At 65.2% G+C, this 21,923-nt stretch carries 14 protein-coding genes; 6 read left to right on the top strand and 8 right to left on the bottom strand.

The genetic code is table 11. The features are described 5' to 3' along the window. The first annotated feature begins 18 nt into the window (after positions 1-18). Together VGE27_RS17370 and VGE27_RS17365 are read left to right on the top strand one after the other, a co-directional pair. Positions 19-1,959, top strand: coding sequence for a peptidylprolyl isomerase (locus tag VGE27_RS17370; RefSeq protein ID WP_331050943.1), 1,941 nt, complete (start codon positions 19-21; stop codon positions 1,957-1,959). Next, positions 1,956-4,835 carry a gamma-glutamyltransferase gene (locus VGE27_RS17365; protein WP_331050942.1) on the top strand — a complete coding sequence of 960 codons (2,880 nt, stop codon included), beginning with the start codon at positions 1,956-1,958 and terminating at the stop codon, positions 4,833-4,835. Before VGE27_RS17370 ends, VGE27_RS17365 begins: the two co-directional genes overlap by 4 nt. A gap of 193 nt (positions 4,836-5,028) precedes the next feature. Here VGE27_RS17365 and VGE27_RS17360 read toward each other — a convergent pair whose 3' ends face one another. Further along, entirely contained in the window at positions 5,029-7,308 is a 2,280-nt protein-coding gene (locus VGE27_RS17360) for a S9 family peptidase (RefSeq protein ID WP_331050941.1), read from the bottom strand. Positions 7,309-7,386: 78 nt separating this feature from the next. On the opposite strand from VGE27_RS17360, the gene VGE27_RS17355 reads away from it, so the two are divergent. Then, a complete protein-coding gene (locus VGE27_RS17355) occupies positions 7,387-8,538 on the top strand; it encodes a hypothetical protein (protein ID WP_331050940.1) in 1,152 nt (383 codons plus the stop codon). Between the two features lie 155 nt (positions 8,539-8,693). Here VGE27_RS17355 and VGE27_RS17350 read toward each other — a convergent pair whose 3' ends face one another. From VGE27_RS17350 to paaG, 7 genes are read right to left on the bottom strand one after another with little or no spacing between them, the layout of a single operon-like run. Continuing rightward, a complete protein-coding gene (locus tag VGE27_RS17350; protein ID WP_331050939.1) occupies positions 8,694-10,094 on the bottom strand; it encodes an MATE family efflux transporter in 1,401 nt (466 codons plus the stop codon). A gap of 16 nt (positions 10,095-10,110) precedes the next feature. Continuing rightward, the gene (gene paaZ, locus VGE27_RS17345; RefSeq protein ID WP_331050938.1) at positions 10,111-12,165 is read right to left on the bottom strand and encodes a phenylacetic acid degradation bifunctional protein PaaZ; all 2,055 of its coding nucleotides are present in this window, start codon (positions 12,163-12,165) and stop codon (positions 10,111-10,113) included. Continuing rightward, positions 12,165-12,776 (bottom strand): transferase hexapeptide repeat family protein, encoded by a 612-nt coding sequence (locus VGE27_RS17340; RefSeq protein WP_331050937.1) that lies wholly within the window; start codon positions 12,774-12,776, stop codon positions 12,165-12,167. The genes paaZ and VGE27_RS17340 overlap by 1 nt, the downstream gene beginning before the upstream one ends. 17 nt (positions 12,777-12,793) lie before the next feature. Then, positions 12,794-14,032 carry a 3-oxoadipyl-CoA thiolase gene (gene pcaF, locus VGE27_RS17335; RefSeq protein ID WP_331050936.1) on the bottom strand — a complete coding sequence of 413 codons (1,239 nt, stop codon included), beginning with the start codon at positions 14,030-14,032 and terminating at the stop codon, positions 12,794-12,796. Beyond that, positions 14,022-14,546, bottom strand: coding sequence for a hotdog fold thioesterase (locus VGE27_RS17330; protein WP_331050935.1), 525 nt, complete (start codon positions 14,544-14,546; stop codon positions 14,022-14,024). The genes pcaF and VGE27_RS17330 overlap by 11 nt, the downstream gene beginning before the upstream one ends. Further along, positions 14,543-15,742, bottom strand: a complete 1,200-nt coding sequence (locus VGE27_RS17325) for a 3-hydroxyacyl-CoA dehydrogenase NAD-binding domain-containing protein (protein WP_331050934.1) — start codon at positions 15,740-15,742, stop codon at positions 14,543-14,545. Before VGE27_RS17325 ends, VGE27_RS17330 begins: the two co-directional genes overlap by 4 nt. Positions 15,743-15,748: 6 nt before the next feature. Beyond that, positions 15,749-16,546: a 2-(1,2-epoxy-1,2-dihydrophenyl)acetyl-CoA isomerase PaaG gene (paaG, locus tag VGE27_RS17320; protein WP_331050933.1), complete on the bottom strand. Its 798-nt coding sequence runs from the start codon at positions 16,544-16,546 to the stop codon at positions 15,749-15,751. A 160-nt stretch (positions 16,547-16,706) separates the two neighbouring features. Between paaG and VGE27_RS17315 the strand changes: the two genes are divergently transcribed. The 3 genes from VGE27_RS17315 to VGE27_RS17305 form a co-directional block, all read left to right on the top strand. Then, positions 16,707-18,842 carry an alpha-ketoacid dehydrogenase subunit alpha/beta gene (locus VGE27_RS17315; RefSeq protein WP_331050932.1) on the top strand — a complete coding sequence of 712 codons (2,136 nt, stop codon included), beginning with the start codon at positions 16,707-16,709 and terminating at the stop codon, positions 18,840-18,842. 228 nt (positions 18,843-19,070) lie between these two features. After that, positions 19,071-20,666, top strand: coding sequence for an OmpA family protein (locus VGE27_RS17310; protein ID WP_331050931.1), 1,596 nt, complete (start codon positions 19,071-19,073; stop codon positions 20,664-20,666). A gap of 163 nt (positions 20,667-20,829) precedes the next feature. After that, positions 20,830-21,923, top strand: a 1,094-nt coding sequence (locus VGE27_RS17305) for a serine/threonine-protein kinase (protein WP_331050930.1), incomplete at its 3' end; no start/stop codon positions are given.

Genomic DNA, 21,923 nt, shown 5'->3' with positions numbered 1-21,923 from the left:
ACTCTCGCCTGCGATTCCATGTGGCCTCTTGTCTTCGCGCTGCTTCAGGGAGCCAGCGCCGCGTCAGCCCAGCCTGCGCGCCCTGCGCCGCCTTCCCGGACGATCACGCCATACGACATCCTGGTGGCGGAGTACCAGCGCGAGCAGGGGCGTCCCGTGCTGGCGGCGGCCATGCGGGCCGACGACCCGATGATCCGCGTACTCGCATTCCGGTCGGCGGCGCGCTCGGATGCGGCGCGATTCACCGCGGAAGCCGCTGCGGCGCTCGATTCGGCGCCGCTTGCGGTGCAGCGCGAGGCGATGCGGGTGCTGGGCTTTGCCGCGCCACCGTTCTCCCTGCTCAGTGGTGGACCGCTCAGCCGGTTTCGTGATGCAGAGCTTCGAGGATTGGCGTATGCGGCCTTTGGTCGCACGGCTCCGGGGGATGCGACGGCTGAACGTGCGCTGATCGACGGGTTGCAGGACACGTCGCTGGTGGCGCGACGCGGCGTGGCTCGTGGCCTGGAAGTTTGGTCGCGACGCACCGCCCGCAGCTACAAAATGTCGGCGGCCGCGCTTCCGGCGCTGCGCCAGGCCTTTCTGAACACCTCGGACACCGAAGCGCGTCGCCTGTTGTTGCCAGCGCTCACAGCGATGGGCCTTCGCGACTCTGCGATCGTGAAGGCGGGACTTGCTGACCGCGATGAGCAAGTGCGCCGCCTGGCGGTCATCCTCGGAGCAACCTGGGTCGACGATGCATCGCCGATGGTGCGATGGCAGGCATTGCGCGTGGCCGGTGACTGCAGTCGGGCGTCGGCGCTGGTGGGCGATAGCAGCCAGCATGTGGCATTGCTTGCCATAGACTTGCTTGGCGACAAGAAGTGCGATGCGGCCACGATTGTGCCTCTCACCAAATCCAGCGTGGCGTGGCTTCCCCGTGCCCACGCGATCGTGGCGCTGGCCAAGGTGGCACCGCAGGATGCCGAAGGCCCCACGCGCACGCTGGCGACCTCTCCCACCTGGCAAGCACGCGCATGGGCCGCCCAGGCGGCACGCGTGCTTCGCGACACGGCCACGCTGGGTGGCCTGGCCAGCGATCGTGACCCGAACGTGGCCATCGCGGCCATCACCACACCGGCGCAAGCCTACAGCGCTCTGTCACGCGATCATGCGGGCCTGCTGATGCGGGCGGGCAATGTGCTGCGCGACTCCGCACTGCGGGTACCCGGTGTCGATAGGAGTGACGTGCTCAAGCAGGTCGTGGCGGCGTTCGATCGCATCACGCGTACAAAGTCTGCCACATGGCGCGACGCGCGCATGGGGCTGTTCAATGCCGCCGCGTCAGGCGCCGAATCAGCCGACTATGTGCCATGGATGTCGTCGCTGCTGACCGATGCGGATACCGCTATTGCCGGTGCAGCCGCCAAGCGCCTGGAATCGCTCTCGCCGGTGCGACCGCTCACCCTGCGCTACACACCAGCACCGTTCCCGAGCGAGGCCGCGCTCAAGGCGCTGCAGGGCGCGACGGCCATCATTCGCATGCGCGGTCTCGGGACCATTCGCATTCGGCTCCTGCCCGATGATGCACCCGCCACCGTGCACACCTTCGTGACGCTGGCCGAACGTGGGGACTTCAACGGACGCACCCTGCACCGTGTGGTTTCCAGCTTCGTCCTGCAGGGCGGCAGCCCGGGCGCCGATGAATACGACCCCGCCACCACGACCTTCATGCGCGATGAAGTGGGAGGTAGCCATCGGCGTGGCACATTCGGCATCTCCACCCGCGGCCGCGACACGGGTGACGGCCAGATCTTCATCAACCTCGTGGACAACGTGCGCCTGGACAACGACTACACGGTGTTCGCGGAGACGTTGTCGGGTCTCGATGTGATCGACCGGATTCAGGAAGGCAATGTGATCGAGTCCATCACCATCCAGCGAGCGGCGAGTGCGGCTGGTGGTCGCGGGGCCCGTCGATGATGCGTCAGACATGGCACCTCCTGGTCGTTGGAGTTGCGCTGCTGCCCTGCGCCACCATTGGCGCGCAGCCATCGAGCACGCCGGCGTCGGTCACCGCCGCGGTCGTGCGCCGCCCCGCTGTGTCCACCCGCGGCACGCTGGCCTTCGAGCAGGACGGCCACCTGCACTTCCGGTTCGCCGATGGCACGACGACGCAGGTCAGCACGGGGAGCGCGTATCACCGCGATGCCACGTTTGCCAACAACGCGCTGTATTACGCATCCGATTCAGCAGGCCACTACGACATCCGTCGCATCGCACTTGATGACCGGGACCGGCCGAGCGGTGCGTCAACCAGACTCACGACTTCCGCTGCCCACGACGTAGCGCCCAGCGCCGGCGGCAATGGTGTGGTGGTGTTCCAGCGCGGACTGGGCGGAGAGTCACGCATCTGGGTGCGCGAACCTGATGGACGCGAACACCGGCTCACGTCCGTCGAGCGCACGGAACGACGCCCACGACTCTCCAGTGATGGTCGCCGCGTCGCGCTGCTGGCGCTCACGGAATCCGGCCGCAAGGCCGTGATCGTGGCCATCGACGGCAGCGGCGAGTCCATCATCAGCACCGATGCCACGCTCGAAGACGTGGCGTGGGGTGGCACCACCCAACTGGCGATTGCCACACGCAACGGCACCTACGTGGTGCCGGCCAGCGGAACCGCCTATCTCAATCTCGTCTCACGCAGCCACGGTGATATCGACTGGTCGGCCAATGGCAGCACTATCACCATCGCCGAAACGCGCGATGTGACGGTGAGCTACAACGGCGACCCCGATCGTGGCGTGGACCGCACCGCGCATGAGCGACAAGTGTTGGCCGGTGGCGCACTGCCCGGGCTGTACCAAGTGCCCGCACCTCGCGCGGTAGACGCCGAACGCGCGACCAACACCACCGGTGCGGTCGTGGACCGCGCGGTGGCCCATGCGGCCGCCTTCGACCGGGTGTGGGAACGCAGCGCAACGCTGTACTTCGCACAGGATGCCGCGCGACTTTCCACCTGGCGCCGCGTACGCGATCAGTTGCGACCCACCGCCATCTCGGCCTCCTCCGACAGCGCACTGCAGCAGGTCATTCACGTGGCGCTGCAACAACGTCCCGCATTGCGTCAGGAAGCCACCGGCCGAGCCGCGGTGTCGAGTGCACACCCCGTGGCCACCGAAGCCGGTCTCGAGATGTTTCGTCAGGGTGGAAACTCCATCGACGCGGCCGTCGCCGTGAGCTTTGCGCTGGGTGTGGTGGAGCCCGATGCCAGTGGCATTGGTGGCTATGGCGAAATGGTCATCAGCCTCAAGGGACAGTCGCAGCCCACACTCATCGAGTTCATGAGCCGGGTTCCGGAAGACGCGGGCCTTGGCAACACATCGCTCCTGGTCAACGGCCGCTACCCGAGTGATGGCCCGGTGCTGGTGAATGTGCCTGGCACGGTGGCGGGCATGTATCTCGCCTGGCAGCGCTATGGCAGCAAGAAACTCACCTGGGCACAGCTGCTCGCGCCGGCCATTCGCGCCGCACGCAATGGCTATGCCGTGAGTGACGGTCTTGCCACCACACTCGCCACGGAGCGTGAGCACTTCACGAAGTACGAAGGCAGCCGCGCGCTGTTCTTCCGCAACGACAAGCCGCTCGTGGCTGGCGACACGGTGCGCAACGCGGACCTCGCGTGGGTGCTCGAACAGATTGCCGCCAAGGGCGCGGATGGATTTTACAAGGGCGAAGTGGCCGAACGTTGGGTGAAGGACCTGCGGGCCAAGGGCAACGCCATGAAGGCCAGTGACCTGGCGCGCTACTTTGCCAACGAGCGCGAGCCCGTGTGCGGCACGTATCGCGTGTATCGCGTGTGTTCGAGTTCGCCACCGGTGAGCGGTGGCGCCGACCTCGTCGCGCGACTCAATCTGCTCGAGCAGTATCCGGCGCCCAAGCGCTACACGGACGATGCGGGTACGCTGCACGCCAATCTGTCGGCGTGGTTTCTCACACCGTCGTCACGCGGCAAGATCGCCGACCCGGCACTGTGGCCCATCGATGTGGGCACCATCGTGGACAAGGACACGGCACGCGTGCGCTGGCAGTGCTTCAAGGCCGACCGCGCGCTCACACCGGCAAGCGTGCGCGGGGACACCCTGGCCTGCCTGAAGCCGCCGGCCGCAAAGACGACCACCTCGGGTGAGCCATCGGGCGATCCAGCGGCATCATTCGGTGTCGACTCACCGTGCGGTGACGATCATGCCGCCGAGATGGAGTTCTGCCATGCCGCTGGCACGACGGCCTACACGGTGGCCGATGCGGATGGCAACGTCGTGGCCGTGACACAAACACTGGGCACCTGGGGCGGCAACTTCTACGTCACCCCGGGTCTTGGATTCCTGAGCAACGACAAGCTCACCAGCTACGGCACCGATCCCACGCAGTACGGTTCACGCCTGCCGTTCGCGCGACATGGCAGCACGCTGGCCCCTACCATTGCGTTCAAGGGCAATCGCCCTGTGTTCGCGGTGGGCGCAGCCGGCAATGCCTGGATCACGTCGGCCGTGTACCAGACACTGCTCGGCGCGCTCGACTACAACCTCGGGCCGCAGGCCGCGCTGGAGTTGCCGCGCTTTCTGCCCGGTGGTGGTGGGCCGCAAGGCGGTGCGAATGCGCCGTACAACATCCAGCTCGAAGACGGATTCGCACCACATGTGGTGCAGCGCCTGCGTGCGCTCGGCTACGACTTGTCCTTCGTGTCGGCGCGCGGTGAGTTGCGTGAGGGCTATGGTGCAGCGATTCGCATCGATGGGAGCAGCGTGACGGCGGGCGCTGACCCGCGGCGTGCGGGAGTGGCGGGGGCGGTGAAGTAAAGCGGTTCCGGGTCGCGGGGGGACGGGTTTGGGGGTGAACAACAGAGTTGCGGGTTGCGGGGTTCGGGTTGCGGGTTGCGGGTTGCGGGTTGCGGGTTGCGGGTTGCGGGTTGCGGGTTGCGAACACTCGACACACGCGACTCGATACTCGCAACCCGGCAATTCACCCCCCAACCCGCTCCCCCGCGACCCGTCACCGCTTATCCCATACAAATCGCCTTAAAAACACGCCCATCCGATCAAACGTATCGATCCAGTTCTCATGAATCATCGACTCGTGCAGATCATCCGGCACGACGATGAGTTCATGGTAGATGTTCCTCGCGCGCAGCAATTGCACGAGCCCCACCGTCTGCGCGAAGTCCACGTTACGATCGTCGTCGCCATGCACGAGGAACACCGGCGACTTCCAGCCGTCCATGGCGCCCACGGCCGATGACTTGAACGCCAGGTTGGTGGAATCGATGATGTTGCCGTAGAGGTGCACACCGGCGAGATCGGCGCCCGCCACGAAGATGTCGCTGTTGCGCGCCAGTGCCTGCGATGTGAGCAGGCCGCCATACGACAAGCCCCAGATGCCCACACGCGCCGCGTCGACATCGGCACGCCCCTGCAGGTACTTCGCGCCGGCCACCACATCCTGATACTCCGAATTGCCACGCCCCTGCGTGTTGGGCGCATCGCGGAAACTCTTGCCGTAGCCCACACCACTGCGGTAATTGATGCTCAGCACCACATAGCCCTGATCGGCCAGCCACTGATTCACGGCGTACGACCAGTGATAGAACTGCATGTAGTGATACGCAGGCAGCATCTGCCGGCGCGGTCCCCCGTGCACAAACACAATGGCCGGTCGCTTCTCACCAGGCCTCAAGTTCTTGGGCAGGAACAGCGTGTTGCTGATCTCGAGCCCATCAGCGGCCTTGGTCTTCACCACTTCGGGCACGACATGTGATGCCGTGGGGAAAGTCTTGTCGAGCGTGGGATAGATGATGCGGGGCGCGCCGCCTTCCATTGGAACGAGCGCGACCGACGCCGGCGTCTTCGCACCGAAGTACAGCACCGCCACCTGCTTGCCCGACGAAAGCGGCTGCGGATAGGTCTCCACACCATCTCCCGTGGACATCCGTCGCGGCGTGCCACCACTCACTGGCACCGACCAGATGTGCCGTCGTTCGATGTCTTCGGCATTGGTGGTGTAGATGAGCGACTTCCCGCCATCCCGTGAGAACGACACCGACGTGGCGTCTTCGATGAGACCATCGGTGGTGGTGAGACGCACCGGTGCTCCGCCACTCACCGGCACGGCATACCAGCGCTCGAAATCGTCCTTGGGCACATTCACCGGAAAGACGACCTGATCATCGGACCACACCATGTTGTTCAGCGTCGTGAACACACTGTCGCGCGGCGCGTTCTGCCACACTTCACGCGCACGACCGGTAACGGGATCGGCGATCATCAGCTTGAGCGTGTGCCCTCCCTCGAACGCCGCGGAATAGAATCCCGGGGAGGCGCGCATGTTGTTGCGATCGTTCACCGGTGCCGCAGCCGGTGCGCCGCCGCCGAAACCACCACCACCACATCCGCTCGCAGGATTGCCCACCTGCGGCGCGGCGCTGAAGTTCGCTGCCGGGCCGGCGGGATTGCCGATGCTCCCTTGTCCACGTTGTGTCTGATTGCCGAACGGCACGCCGGGTCGACGCGAGAAGGCGAGCGACTTGCCATCGGGTGACCAGCTTGGTGTACCGTCGCAATCCACACCCGGCGACACATAGGTCACACTGCGCTTCGCCACATCGTAGACGGCGATAAACGCATGGTTCTCGCGGTCACTCACAAACGCGATGCGCGCACCATCCGGAGACCAGCGCGGCGTACCATTGCGCCCCCACGCCTTGATGAGCGGCAGGCCGCCCGTATCCATCGCCGTGATCGGGACACCGGGTGTGCGCAGCACGCGGGCCCGGTAGATCTGGCCGTCGCGCGTGTAGAGCACCCACCGTCCGTCCGGCGACAGCTCCGGTGCACCACCTTCAGCCACTCGCCACGGTGTTCCGCCACTGCTGCGCACCGCCCAGATCGCACGTTCGGCTCCACGCGGATCGTGCGAGGGATTGGCCACCCAGCCAAATCGGTTTGGCGCCGACCCACGCACGAAGACAATCACCGCACCGTCGTCGGAGATGCGCACATCGGTGAGGTCGGTGCCGTCGTCGCTCAGAAAGTTGGTGACACGCACCGGACGAAAGGCCGGCGCTGCGGCGGTGTACACGTTGCGCAGCCCTTGGTCATATACCATCCACGCGATGCGATCGGTCTTGCGCGCCGAGACGAGCGTGAGCGGAGAGGCGGGTGAAAGCCACGGAGCGATGCTGGGAACAGCCGGGGCCTGCGCACCTACGGGCACAGCCACCATGGCCGGCATGGCCAGCGCCGCGGCGAGACGCGCGAAGCGAGGGAACGTGGGCATGAGCGGTGGGGTGAAGAGATTGCCGAAGGTATAGCTTGAGACCGGAGTCCGCTGCCCGCACTTCCCCCAGGAGTCTTTGTGCCGGTTGTCCTGCTGCTGTCACTCGTGCTTGCCGTATCACTGGCCTGTGGCCCTACCGCTGACGCACGCGTCTCACGATCAGAATCGCCGAAGGCAAACGTCGACCTCCCGCAGACGGGCGACAGTCTCAGCCGCGCGCAATTCGTAGCCTTGTCGGCGCGACTGAGTGATGGTGGCGCCTACTTCGACACGGACAACCTCATCTCCAACGAACGCAGCCTGCTGCACCCACTTACCGAACTCGACCAGCGACGTGTGCGTGGTGGTGCGTTTGTGGGCGTGGGTCCCGATCAGGGGTTCAACTACATCGCACGCACGGCACCGCGCATCGCGTTCATGGTGGACATCCGGCGCGACAACCTGCTGCAACACCTGTTGTACAAGGCGCTCTTCACCGTGTCGCGCAATCGCGCGGAACACCTCGCATTGTGGCTTGGCCGGCCGGTGCCATCGGATGTCAGCACGCGTGAGAACGCGTCGATCGACTCGCTGGTCGCGTGGGCTCGGCGAACCCCTGCCACCGCAGCCAGCACCGCTTCGGCCGTAGCGCTGGTACGCGGGCAAGTCTCCGGATTCGGCATGACACTGTCTGCCGAGGATCTGGCGACGATCGAGCGATTCCATCGGGCGTTCATCGCTGAGGGCGTGGCACTACGCTTCACGTCGCATGGTCGCGCGCCGCAGCCGTACTATCCGACGCTGGCGCAGTTGCTCACCGAACGCGACCTGAGCGGTGCGCAGTCGGGCTACATGGCCAGCGAAGCTGCATTCCGCGTGGTGCAGTCGCTGGAGCGACGCAATCTGGTGGTTCCGGTGGTGAGCGACCTCGCTGGCCCCAAGGGCCTGCCGTCACTGGCGACCGTACTGCGTGAGCGTGGTGATTCGCTGAGTGTCTTCTACACGTCGAACGTGGAGGACTATCTCATTCGCGACGGGCGTTTCCCGACATTCGTGCAATCGCTCGCGAAGCTGCCGCGCACCTCGAACGCGGTGATCATTCGCAGCTGGTTCGGTGGTGCGGGTTCACATTCACGATCAGTGCCGGGCTATCACACCACGCAGCTCGTCGAGCCCATTGCCGATCTCGTGAGCGACCCGAGCATTTCCAGTGTGCGCAGCTACCGGCAGCTCGTCATGCGGCTGCGGTGAGAACAGCGGGGGGAACACAGATCACACAGATAAAAGAACAAAAGCACAGATACAACAAAAGAAGGAGGGTACTTTTGCAAAGGCGGCGTGCCGTATCTGTGCCTTGTGGTGTCAATCTGCGTGATCTGTGTTCCCCCCGCTGTTCCAAACGCGGTCTAGCGCGAGCCCACGCCAAGCTGGATGGACTGCCAGCGCCCCTGCTCAAAGCGGTAGGTACTGAGCGCGCAGCGCAACGCATGACCCATCACGATGGCCAGCCAGATGTGATGAGGCTCGAGCTGACCGATCGATTCCATGAAGGTGAGGAATCCGATAGGTAGTGCGAACTGCGAGACCAGCGTGATGTACATGGGGCTCTTCGTGTCGCCGGCACCCTGCAGGCCACCAGTGAACGTCAGCGCCACGGTGATGAACAACCCGGATACGCTGAGGTATGCCAGCAACTCGCGGCCGATGCGCACCACACCCGGCTCGGTCATGCCGAAGATGGCCAGCAGATAGGTGGGCACGAGCAGGAACGCGGCGCCGACCACGGCGGCGATGATGAGTCCGATCTTGGCGGCATGGCGCACCGCGAGACGGCTGCGTTCGGGGTGACCTGCACCAAGGTTCTGCCCCGCCACCGCGGCCGCCGCACCCATCAGCCCCACCGATGACCAGGTCACCAGCGAGAAGAGCTGCGAATAGCCCACCGCATACGCCGCCTGCGCCTCTGCGCTGTCGGCCGTGGAGCCGATGAAGCGCAGCAGCATCACGCCGGCCACATTCATGGCGATGCCTTGCAATCCGGTGGGCAGCCCGAAACGGAACAGCGCGCGGATGATGTCCCAATCCGGCTTCCACGACATACCGCGGAAATCGATCACCCACGCGCCGCTGAACAGCTTCATGATGGCGTAGATTGCCACCAGGCCACTCGAGATCATCACACCGGCGGCAGCGCCCGCCGTGCCCATGGCCGGAATCGGCCCCGCGCCACGAATGAGCAGCACGTTGAAGAACACATTGCCGATCGTGAGCCCAATGCCCAGGCGCATCGGTGTGCGTGAATCACCCGCCGCACGCAATGCACCGCCCAGCATGAAGAACATCATCATGCCAAAGCCGAATACGAACATGATGCGCAGGAACGGCAAAGCCTCGGCCTGCACTGCGGCGGACGCATTCACGAGACCAAGCAGCGTGGGCGCCAGCACATATCCCAGCGGCGCCAGAATCCCCACGCTCATGCCCAGCACCAGCAGAAATGCCTGCGACGCCGCGCGGTTCATGCCCGCATGGTCACCCGCACCGGCAAAGCGCGCCACAAGCACACCCATGCCACTGAACAGCGACGAGATGAACACCATGATCACCAGGAACACCTGGTAACCCACGCCCATCGCAGCATTTCCGGTGAACCCCACGAGATGACCGACCAGCGCGTGGTCGATCATCCCCTGGGCTCCGGCAATCACATTCTGCACAACAGAAGGCCACGCCATCTTCCAGACCGCCGGTCCGATGGGTCCCTCGATGATCGAGCGGTCGATGGTGCGTGTTGGAGTCGTGGCCATGGGTAGAGCTTACCTGCTAGGCCGCCTTTGCGTCACCACGCGCGACGAGCGTGAGAATGGAATAGACCGCCACGGCTTCGTCGTTCTGGTTGAACACTTCCACATCCCACTCCACCACGCCCTGGGGGATGGTGCCTTCGGGCACATCCTTGGCCGTCTTCTGCTTGACCGTGAGGCGCACATGAATGGTGTCGCCCGGGTACACCGGCTTCGTGAAACGCAGCTTCTCGAGGCCGTAGTTGGCGAGCACCGGACCCAGGTCCGGGTCGACAAACAGACCGGCTGCCGCCGACACGATGAAGTAGCCATGTGCCACGCGGCCCTCGAACACGCCGTTGCTCCGGGCATGTTCGTCGTTCATGTGCGCGTAGAAGGTGTCGCCGCTCAGTGCCGCAAACTTCTCGACATCGGCCAGTGTGATCTCGCGCGACTTGGTGATGATCGTATCGCCCACCTGCAGCTGGTCGAACGTCTTCCGGAACGGGTGCACTGAATCCTTCACTTCCTCGGCACCCTTGGTCCATTCGCGCGTGATGGCCGTGAGCATGCTCGGGCTGCCCTGGAGCGCCACACGCTGCAGATAGTGCGTCACGCCGCGCGCGCCGCCCATTTCTTCACCACCGCCGGCGCGACCCGGACCACCGTGCACCAGGTTGGGCAGCGGCGAACCGTGGCCCGTGCTCTCCTTCGCACTGGTGCGATCGAGCACCAGCACACGACCATGATACGGCGCCACACCCAGCACGACCTTTTGCGCGACCTTGGGGTCGGCCGTCACCAGCGAGCCCACCAACGAACCACGACCCATGCGGGCAAGCTGCACCGCTTCGTCGAGATTCTTGTACGGCATGATGGTGTTCACCGGGCCGAACGCTTCGATATCGTGCGGCTCCAGGCGATTGAGCGGATCAGCGCAGTAGAGCAGCTCGGGCGAGTAAAACGCGCCCTTCGCACGATCGGCACCCACCACCGCGAAGTCGTCGTTGCCGTACACACGCTCGGCGGCCGCCCGAATGCGCGACGCGCTCTCGCCAACCGAACGCACCTGATTGGCCGAGGCGAGAGGACCCATGCGCACCCCCTCGGCGGTGGGGCTGCCGATGGTGGTCGTGGCCAGGCGCTTGGAGATCGCCTTGATCACGTCTTCTTCGAGCCCCGAAGGCACGATCGTGCGCCGGATCGCGGTGCACTTCTGTCCCGCCTTGGTCGTCATCTCGCGCACGACTTCCTTCACAAAGAGATCGAACTCCTCGGTACCGGGCGTGGCGTCGGGGCCAAGAATGGAGCAGTTGAGCGAGTCCGCTTCCATGTTGAAGCGCGTGGAGTTGGCCACAATGGCCTTGCCCTGACGCAGCTTGTGACCCGTGTTGGCCGAGCCGGTGAATGCGACCACGTCCTGCTCACCAACATGGTCGAGCAGATCACGCGCGTCACCGCAGATGAGTTGCAACGAGCCCGCGGGCAACTCGCCCGTCTCGATGATCGCGCGGAACACCGCTTCGGTGAGGTGGCTGCCCGTGGTGGACGGCTTCACGATGCACGGCACACCGGCAACGAGCGCCGGCGCCAGCTTCTCGAGCATGCCCCACACGGGGAAGTTGAACGCGTTGATGTGCACGCCCACACCCTCGAGCGGCACGAGGATGTGCCGGCCCACGAACGTACCGCCCTTGGACAGCGGCTCGGTGGGACCTTCCACATGGAAGCGCTCGTTCGTGAACTCGCGACGGCCGCGGCTCGCATAGGCGAAGAACGTACCGATGCCACCTTCGATGTCCACCCACGAGTCGGTGCGGGTCGCACCCGTCATGAAGGAGAGTGGATAGAACTCTTCCTTGCGGGCCATGAGCGCCTGCGCGATGCGCTTGAGGCGCAGCGAGCGTTCATGAAAGGTCAGGTCGCGCAGCTTCGGACCGCCCACCGTGCGGGCGTAGTCGAGCATCGCCTTGAAATCGAGACCATGACTCGACGCATCACCGATCTTCTCGCCGGTCACCGCATCGATCAAGTCCGTGCGCGGGCCCGTGCCCGTGACCCACTCGCCATGGGCGTAGTTCTGCACCGTCAACATCAGCCGTATTCCTCGCGTGAGCGCTGGGTGTCCTGCCAGTTCTTGAGCATCGCCATCTGCGTCGGCCGGTCGGCGGGTACGCTGCGCAACGGTTCCACTTCGCGCCACGATGCCCGCATGGCCGCCGGCAACTGCTGATACAGCGCCGTGCCCTGGGTCTTCCATGCCAGCATATCGTCGCTGACATCCTTCACGATCTTGGCCGGGTTGCCGACCACCACCTTGCGCGGCGGGATCTCCATGCCGGTGGGCACAAAACACAGCGCGCCGACGATGCAGCCGGCGCCCACCACCGCGTTGTCCATCACCACGGCATTCATGCCCACCAGCGCGTTCGCGCCGACGCGCGCACCGTGAATGATGGCGCCATGGCCGATATGTGCCGAGGCCTCGAGCGTCACCACGACACCGGGGAACATGTGCACCGTGCAATTCTCCTGCACGTTGCATCCGTCTTCGATGACGATGCCGCCCCAGTCGCCACGAATGGCCGCACCCGGCCCGACGTACACATCCCTGCCGATGGTCACGTTGCCGGTGACCGTGGCCTGCGGATGAATGAACGCCGATTCGTGAATGACCGGAATGAACCCGTCGAATGCGTAGATCATAATTCGCTCATCAACCGTCAGGCGCGCTCGAGCACCACGGCAAAGCCCTGCCCCACACCGATGCACATCGTGCACAGCGCGTAGCGGCCGCCGCTGATCTGCAGCTGACGCGCCGCCGACAGCGCGATGCGCGCACCGCTCATGCCCAACGGGTGTCCCAGGGCGATCGCGCCGCCATTCTGGTTCACCCGTGGGTCGTCGTCGGCGATGCCGAGTTCACGCACGCAGGCCAATGACTGCGCCGCGAAGGCTTCGTTGAGCTCGATGACATCCATCTGATCGAGCGTGAGCCCCGCGCGCTCGAGCACGAGGCGTGTAGATGGTACCGGGCCCATGCCCATGATGCGCGGCTCCACACCCGCCGCCGCGGACGCCACCACACGTGCGATGGGCGAGAAGCCATGTGTCTTCACACCACGATCCGACGCCAGGAGCAGCGCGGCCGCACCGTCATTGAGGCCGCTGGCATTGCCCGCCGTGACACTGCCCTGCCCATCATGACGGAACGCCGGCTTGAGCTTAGCCAGCGTCTCCATGGTGGTCTCGGGACGCAGGAACTCGTCGTCGCGCACAACCAATGCGTCACCCTTCTTCTGCGGGATGGACACCGGCGCGATCTCCTGCGCGAGCCGTCCGCTGCTGCGGGCGGCGGCGGCCTTCTGCTGGGAACGCACGGCAAACGCATCCTGATCAGCGCGCGTGACGCCGTACTGGCTGGCCACGTTCTCTGCGGTCTCGCCCATGCTGTCGGTGCCGTGCATCGCCTTCATGCGCAGATTCACGAACCGCCACCCCAGGCTGGTGTCGAACAGCTGCACATCGCGTGCAAACGGCGTAGTGCCCTTGGAGAGCACAAACGGCGCGCGGGTCATGCTTTCCACGCCGCCGGCGAGGTACACATCACCTTCGCCGGCGCGAATCGCGCGTGCCGCCGATGCCACGGCATTGAGTCCGGAGGCACACAGGCGATTCACCGTTTCCCCGGGCACCGTCACCGGCAGTCCGGCCAGCAGCGCTGACATGCGCGCCACGTTGCGGTTGTCTTCACCCGCCTGGTTGGCGCACCCCAGAATCACGTCGACGATGGCCGCCGGATCGAAGCCGGGAGTCGCCTGCTGCACCTTGGTCACGAGCGCGCTGATCACATGCGCGCCCAGGTCGTCGGCGCGCACGGCGCTCAGTGCCCCGCCCAGATTACCGATGGGTGTGCGCACACCATCGATGATCCATGCACCCTGGAGTCCTTCACTCTGCATCGTGCACCCTGTTCCGAAGTTCTGCCGTTGATTGCCCGATGGCCTGCGTCTTGGACGACGTTGTGGACTGCGCCATCGATTGCCCCACCACATGCGGACGTGTCGTGCGATACACCGTGCCGCGGAAGTAGCCCACTGTCACCGCGTCCTGATTGGTGACGTTCACCTCGCAAAACGCGAGACGGTTCGTCGTACTCTGTTCCACGGCGGTGGCGGTGAGCACGTCACCGGGCCGCACCGCCACGGGAAAGCTGATGCTGCAATCCACCGCCACGCTGAGAAAGCCGCCGGCATTGGTGGAGAACGCAAACGCACTGTCGGCAAACGCGAACAGCACGCCGCCGTGCAGCGTGCCAAACCCGTTCACCATGTCGGCCCGCACCGCCATGCGCAGTACCGAACGCCCCACCGCCGCTTCGAGCACCTCGACACCCATCCACTGCGAAAAGGCGTCGTGCTCCATGAGGTGCTGCACCACAGCCTGAGCAGCTTCGGCGGCGGCCGGGTTGCTCACGAATACCGCCGCGTATCCGACAAGGTGGCGCCGGCCGACACGGCGCGCCGCAGGCGCACACTCGCTCGGTAGCGCATGTCGCCACTGTCGTGGTACAACGCATCGAGACGCGAAAGCACCGTCGCCGCTCCGATCTCATCGCCCCACGCCAGCAGACCCTTGGGATAGTTCACGCCCGTGGTCATGGCCAACTCCACATCGGCGGCGGTGCCCAGCTGCAGATGCACGAAGTCCACCGCCTCGTTCACCAGCATGGCGAGCACCCGATCGACGATGGCCTGCCCCAGCACGGCGTCTTCCGTGGCGACCGGCTTTTCCGCACCATCGCGATGATCGTAGAAGCCGCGCCCTGTCTTGCGTCCCAACCATCCCGCTTCGACCAGTCGCTGCTGCTGCAACGCCGGACGGTAGCGCGGATCCTGGAACATGCCGTCATACACTGAGCGCGTGACCGCGAAGTTCACGTCGAGTCCGATGAAGTCCATCAGCTCGAATGGCCCCATGCGGAAGCCGCCAATGGTGCGCAGTGCCCAGTCGATGGTGGCCGCGTCGGCAATGCCCTCTTCGCGAATGCGCAGCGCTTCGCCATAGAACGGGCGCGCCACACGATTCACCAGGAAGCCCGGCGTATCGGCCGCCATCACCGTCACCTTCTTCCATGACGTGACGAGCGCACGCACCGCATCAGCCACCACGGCATCGGTGGTGATGGCGGGGATGATCTCCACCAACGGCATCACCGGCGCCGGATTGAAGAAGTGCACACCCACCACGCGATGGCTGCCACGGCAGGCGCCGGCAATCGCCGCGATCGACAGCGACGAGGTGTTGCTGGCCAGGATCGCATCGGCCGGCACGACGGCTTCGAGCGCCTTGAACAGCTCCTGCTTGATGGGCAGTTGTTCCACGATGGCTTCGATGACGATGCCACAACCCGTGAAGGCCGTCAGCTGTTCGGCACCTACTCCCTCCACGTACGTGAAGCGTGCCAGCACGGCATCACCCTGCTCACGCGTGAGCCGGCCTTTCTCCACATCGCGCGCCACGGCCTTCTCATGACCACTGCGCGCGCGCGGCAGCGCGGCGGCAAAGGCATCGGCCAGTACCACTTCGTGTCCGAACATCGCGGCCACCTGGGCAATACCGGCGCCCATCGCGCCAGCACCCACCACACCGACTTTCATCAACGACGCCATCGTGAATCAGGCCCCGCGATAGACGGGAGCGCGTTTCTCGAGAAACGCCCGCACACCTTCTTCGTAGTCGGCCGTGCGTCCTGCCTCGTGCATGGCTTGCGCTTCCACATCGAGCTGCGCGTCGAGATCGTTGCCAAACGACGCGTTCATGGCGCGCTTGGTCAGACCAAAGCCGCGCGTGGCCTGTGTGGCCAGCTGCTTCGCCATCGCCTGCACCGTGTTCATCAACTCCGCCTTGGGTGCCACATCCCAGATGAGCCCCCACGACTTCGCCTGCGCCGCGCTCATCTTTTCAGCCAGAAAGAACATGCCCGTGGCACGCTGGACACCCACCAGACGCGGCACAAAGAACGTGCCTGACGTATCGGGAATGAGGCCCAGCTTCGCGAAGCTCTCCACGAAGCTCGCTTCTTCGGCGGCGATCGTGATGTCGCAGGCGAAGGCCAGATTGGCACCGGCACCAGCCGCGATGCCATTCACCGCGCACACCACCGGCTTCTCGAGCTTGCGAATGGCGCGGATGATCGGGTTGTAGCTCTTCTTCACGATCTCGCCGATATCAGGCATCGGGCCGCCATCCTGCGGCAACGCCTCGGCGAGGTCCTGCCCCGCACAGAAGCCACGGCCGGCACCGGTCAGCACCACAGCGCGCACGGCGGAATCTTCAGCCGCATGACGCAGCGCGTCCTGCAGCGCGGCAGCCATTTCGTGGTTGAAGCTGTTGAGGACATCGGGCCGGTTCAGCGTCAGCGTCAGGACGCCGTCGGCCTGTTCTACGATGAGGGAAGGCGAAGTAGAAGGCATCCGTGGAAGGTAGCATGGGGCCCTGCGCGATGCTGGTTGCACGCTGGGACGCTTCACGGCGCGTCACCTACACGTCGTCCCATTTGCACAGGCATTCCCAAGGCAGAATCCGCAGGGGTCGGCTGCCAAATCGCCGGCGCACCGGGCAGATTATCAGGCTATGCCTGCAAAGACTGCCACACGTCCCGCGTCCCCCAGCGGGAAGCACTCCGCCGTAACCCCGCGCGACGGGTTCGACTGGCGCCGCATCGCGTACCACACGCTGGTCTCGCGCGCGCTCGACGACGTGGAAGAGACCACGAATCGCAATCGCACGAGTGTCCCCCGCGAGCATCTGGTGCTGTACCAGTTCTCGGCGCGTGGCCACGACATGGCGCAGGTGATCCTGGGATCGCTGATGCAGGGGCCGCACGACGGCGCCGGTGCCTATTACCGCTCCCGCCCCATGCTGCTCGCACTTGGACTGCCGATCGACGATGCGCTGGGCAGTCCACTCGGTCGCTCCGGTGGCTTCAGTGATGGCCGCGACATCGGCGTGGTGTGCAACCTGGCGCGACCCGACCGGTGCACCGTGCTGCCAATGGCGGGTGACGTGGGCTCGCAGTACACGCCGGCCGCCGGCTGGGCGCAGAGCGTGGTGTACCACCGCGACACGCTCAAGGACGCGTCATACGCCAACAGCATGAGCGTCGCGCTGGGCGGTGATGCGTCGGTGGCCACGAGTGGCTTCTGGGCCGCGCTGACCATGGCCACCACGCTCAAGTTGCCGATGCTGTTCTACATCGAGGACAACAACCTCGGCATCAGCGTACGCGGTGACATGCAGACCCCGGGTGCGGACATCGCGAAAAACCTCGCGTCGTTCGGCAATCTGTTCATCCGGAACGGCAGCGGTATCGATCCGCACGAAGCGGCCGGCTTGCTCGAGGAAGCGGTCACGCACATCCGCGGTGGCAAGGGCCCCGCGCTGGTGCGCCTCACCGTACCGCGCCTGTCCAGCCACTCCGGCCCGGACAACCAGAAGGGCTACCGCAGCGAGCAGGAAATCGCCGACGATCATACGCGGGATCCATTGCCGCGTCTTCGCGACTACCTGGTCCCCGCGCTGCTGAGCGAAGACGACTGGGCAGAGCTCGAAGCCGAGGTCGCGCGCGATGTGCAGGCCGGGCTCGACGCGGCCCGCGCCCGGCCGATGCCCGATCCGTCCACCGTGGCACTGCACGTGTACGCGGAACCGGCGTTCGATGGTCAGGCCATGGGTGGTCTGACGCCGGCGGAACGTGGCGCCCTGTCACAGACCGAGACCGCTTCGGACGAAGGCGAGCTGCTGCGCTTCGCTGAAGCCGTTCGCCGGACGCTGCGCCACGAGCTCGCCGTCAACCCGAAGGTGGTGGTGTTTGGCGAAGACGTGGGCCGAAAGGGTGGTGTACACCTGGTCACCGAGGGGCTGCAGAAGCAGTTCGGCGCCGACCGCGTATTCGACACCAGCCTGAGCGAAGAAGGCATCATCGGGCGCGCGGTGGGCATGGCCGTGAGCGGCCTGATGCCCGTGGCGGAGATCCAGTTCCGGAAGTACGCCGACCCGGCCACGGAGCAGCTCAACAACACCGGCACCATGCGGTGGCGCACGGCCAACCAGTTTGCGGCGCCCATGGTGGTGCGCATGCCGGGTGGCTTCGGCAAGGACGTGGGTGACCCGTGGCACTCGCTGAGTGACGAGGTGCGCTTTGCGCATGCGTACGGCTGGCAGGTGGCCATGCCGTCCAACGCCGCCGACGCGGTAGGTCTGCTGCGATCGGCGATGCGGAGCCCGAACCCGACCATCTACTTCGAGCACCGCTCGCTGCTGATGACCGGGGACGGCAGTGCCCGGTACCCGGGTGACGACTATGTCATCCCGTTCGGTAAGGCGCGCCTCGTGCAGCCCGGCACCGACCTGACACTGGTGTCGTGGGGTGCGATGGTGCACCGGTGCGTGGAGGCGATCGAGGGACTGGAAGGCCGGGTCGAAATGCTCGACCTGCGTACGATCGCGCCTTGGGACCGCGAGGCTGTGCTGGCGTCGGTCAAAAAGACCGGCCGCTGCCTCATCGTGCACGAGGACAACCTGTCGGCTGGGTTCGGTGCCGAGATCGCCGGTACGTTGGCTGAAGACGCCTTCTGGTACCTCGACGCGCCGATTCAGCGTCTGGCGCCCAGGGACATCCCGGTCCCCTACCATCCGGACCTGTTGGCCGAAGTGGTCCCCACGGCTGAGCGTATTCGCTCATCCATAGATGCGCTTTTGACCGTCTGAGGACGGCTCAGCCTTTCATGAAACGGCCACGTCTCTGGATGTGGCCGTTTTGTGTTCCGGTTGAGTGATGACGGGCACAGAATACTCCTCAGGTGATATATCGCACAGTGTGGGGATCACTTACCTTTGTCCCCAGTCGGTCGTCCGGCTCGTACCCCTCCGGGTATCCCGTTCGGCGGTCTCGGGTCATGTCTGTACCCGTTCCTTTGCTCATAACCAGAGGTTTCCATGAAGACAAAGCTGGTCGGAATCTCGCTGCTGGCCGCGATTGCGGCGGTACCGACGGCCCATGCTCAGGGCCTTGGCGATCGTATCGAAGTTGGCATTTTCGGGCAGTACACCAGGCTCGATACTGACCTGCGCATGAAGCAGGACATCATCGGTGGCGGTGGCCGCATCGGCATGTCCGTCTACAAGTGGCTTGGCATCGAGGGCGACATCAACGTCGGCAGCACGAAAGCCCTTCGGAACCCGTTCGAGTCGATCACCTACCGTCCGTTCCGTGGCCTTGCCACGCTGACCATCCCGGTCACGTCCTCCAAGAAGACGTCGCTGATCCTTGGCGCCGGTTACCTGAACTCGGTGTTCGCCGGTCGTGCCACGGCCAACGAATACGAAGACGGCTTCTCGGCGCTTGCCGGCCTCAAGATCTGCGGCAGCGGCAAGTGGGGCGCGCGCTTTGACGGCGTGTATGACAACAACCCGTCGCCGAACGAGCAGGCGCTCGACGGCACGTCCAGCAACATGGGCTTCCGCGTCGGCTTCACGTATGCGCTTCGCGGCGCCTGCGCGTCGGGCGGCACGCCGTTCGACTGGGCGCTTCGCATCGACCCGGCCAGCGCCACGGTGAACCGCGGCACGGATCGTCAGTTCGCGCTCAGTGCGGCTGATGCCCAGGCTCGTCCGATCGAACTGCGCACGGTGCAGAACCTCACCTGCTCGTCGAGCGACGCGTCGGTGGCCACGGTGGACAACACGGGCAAGGTGACGGCTGTGAAGGCCGGCACGGCGACCATCACCTGCCGCGGCACGGTGAAGAAGCTGGATCGTTCGGCGCAGTCGACCGTCACGGTTCCGCCGCCGGATTGGAACCTGACGCTCTCGCCGACCAGCGGTTCGACCGATGTGGGCAAGACGTTGTCGTTCACGTCGAAGGCCACGGACGCGGACAATGTTGATCTCGGCGCCATCACGTGGACGTCGGCGAACAACTCCATCGCGTCGGTGAACAACGGCACGGTGACCTGCAACGCGGCCGGCACGACGACCATCACGGTCTCGAAGACGGCCTACGGCAGCACGAAGACCCAGCAGGCGACGGTGGAGTGCAAGGCGCTTCCCGCAGCCCGCGTGGCCTTCGACACGACGCTGTTCAGCTTTGACCGTGCGGTGGTCCTGAAGGCCGGCAACGACACCCTCAAGGTGATCGTCGACGTCATGAAGGCGAACCCGTCGATCCGCATCTCGATCGAGGGTCACACCGACTGGTACGGCTCGGAAGCCTACAACAACAAGCTGGCCAAGTCGCGTGCGGAAGCCGTGTACAAGCAGCTGTTGAAGGTGGCCGGTGCCGACGCGAATGCCATCAAGGATCGCGTGGTCTGGTCGAGCTTCGGTGAGCAGTGCATCCTGGTGCGCGACGGTGACACCGAGCAGGAACCGCCGCCAGCCAACCGTAGCCGCATCTCGGCTGCGAATCGTCAGGCCCAGGCGGCCAACCGCCGCGTGGAAATCTGGCAGCTGCTCGATGGTCAGGGTGCCGCGACGAACTGCCGCTCGGAAGGTGAGCGCGCGGGCCGCCGCAGCTTCGGCGACCTCAAGTAATCGCCTGATTCTGCCGTGACTGAACGGGCCCCGGTGCAATGCACCGGGGCCCGTTTTGCGTCGGTCACCATGTGGGCCGATCGGACAACCCTTTTCCCATTGCCTGTCCGCCCCTTGGCTGGCGCGGTAAGTTCGTCTCGCCCCCACCGCCCCCGCACCGACGATGACCACCCCTCTGGCTCCGGCCTTCTCTGCTGCGATCAGCGACCCGCTGCTCGAACGGCTTCGCCTGTCCACGGTGGGGACGTACGACATTGCTGGAGAGCTGGGCCGTGGCGGTATGGCCGTGGTGTATCTCGCGCACGATCTCAAACTGGATCGTCGCGTGGCTATCAAGGTCATGGATCCGCGGCTGAGTCTCACGCCCGGCATGTCGGATCGCTTCCTGCTCGAGGCCCGCATCGCGGCGCGGCTCCAGCACCCGAACATCATCGTGGTGCACGACATCCGGCAGGATCACGAGCTCTCGTACTTCGTGATGAGCTTCGTGGAGGGCATGGCCGCCGATCACCTGTGCCAGCAGCCCGGCCCCATCGCGATCGACGATGTGCGATGGATCATCGCCGGCGCAGCACGCGCGCTTGCACATGCGCATTCGGAAGCGGTCGTGCATCGCGACATCAAGCCCGCCAACATTCTGGTGAATGTGAAGGGCGACGTGATCCTGACCGACTTCGGCATCGCCAAGGCGCTGGGCAGCACCTCGCTCACGCAGTCGGGCACGCAGGTCGGCACGCCGTCCTACATGAGCCCCGAGCAGTTCACCAACAAGCCGGTAGGCCCGTCGTCCGATCAGTACTCGCTGGGCGTGACCGCCTATGTGTTGCTCACCGGGCGATTGCCATTCAGTGGCGAGTTGTACCAGCTCATCCTCGCGCACAGCAACGAAGTGCCCGTGCATGTGCGTGAACTGCGTCCGGATTGTCCTCCGTTTCTGGCCGATGCGGTGATGCGCATGCTGGAGAAGGACGCCGCGCAGCGCTGGCCGTCGCTGCACGATGTGGCCGATGTCGTGTCGGAATCATTGCCGGCCAATGGTGGACGCGCGTTGGCGGCCACGGCACGATTGGCACAGCAACAGCGCGCGCAGGAGGTGCCGGCGCTGATGGCCCTGACGCCGATGAGCCCTGTGCCTGCGGGCCGAATGACGAACACGCCAAGTACGCCGAGTGTTTCTGCGGCGTCCACACCACCAACGCCCGTCCCGATTCCAACACCGGTACCCGAGCGCGTGATCGCCGAACTCCGACTCGACGC

The organism is Gemmatimonas sp. (genome assembly GCF_036405635.1).
Lineage (GTDB): Bacteria > Gemmatimonadota > Gemmatimonadetes > Gemmatimonadales > Gemmatimonadaceae > Gemmatimonas.
This window is presented reverse-complemented; position numbering and strand designations above follow the sequence as displayed.

Bases quoted from the DNA above. Each gene is read 5' to 3' on its own strand.
- VGE27_RS17370 (WP_331050943.1), top strand. From the start codon at position 19: ATGTGGCCTCTTGTCTTCGCGCTGCTTCAGGGAGCCAGCGCCGCGTCA.
- VGE27_RS17365 (WP_331050942.1), top strand. From the start codon at position 1,956: ATGATGCGTCAGACATGGCACCTCCTGGTCGTTGGAGTTGCGCTGCTG.
- VGE27_RS17360 (WP_331050941.1), bottom strand. From the start codon at position 7,308: ATGCCCACGTTCCCTCGCTTCGCGCGTCTCGCCGCGGCGCTGGCCATG.
- VGE27_RS17350 (WP_331050939.1), bottom strand. From the start codon at position 10,094: ATGGCCACGACTCCAACACGCACCATCGACCGCTCGATCATCGAGGGA.
- paaZ (WP_331050938.1), bottom strand. From the start codon at position 12,165: ATGTTGACGGTGCAGAACTACGCCCATGGCGAGTGGGTCACGGGCACG.
- VGE27_RS17340 (WP_331050937.1), bottom strand. From the start codon at position 12,776: ATGATCTACGCATTCGACGGGTTCATTCCGGTCATTCACGAATCGGCG.
- pcaF (WP_331050936.1), bottom strand. From the start codon at position 14,032: ATGCAGAGTGAAGGACTCCAGGGTGCATGGATCATCGATGGTGTGCGC.
- VGE27_RS17325 (WP_331050934.1), bottom strand. From the start codon at position 15,742: ATGGCGTCGTTGATGAAAGTCGGTGTGGTGGGTGCTGGCGCGATGGGC.
- paaG (WP_331050933.1), bottom strand. From the start codon at position 16,546: ATGCCTTCTACTTCGCCTTCCCTCATCGTAGAACAGGCCGACGGCGTC.
- VGE27_RS17315 (WP_331050932.1), top strand. From the start codon at position 16,707: ATGCCTGCAAAGACTGCCACACGTCCCGCGTCCCCCAGCGGGAAGCAC.
- VGE27_RS17310 (WP_331050931.1), top strand. From the start codon at position 19,071: ATGAAGACAAAGCTGGTCGGAATCTCGCTGCTGGCCGCGATTGCGGCG.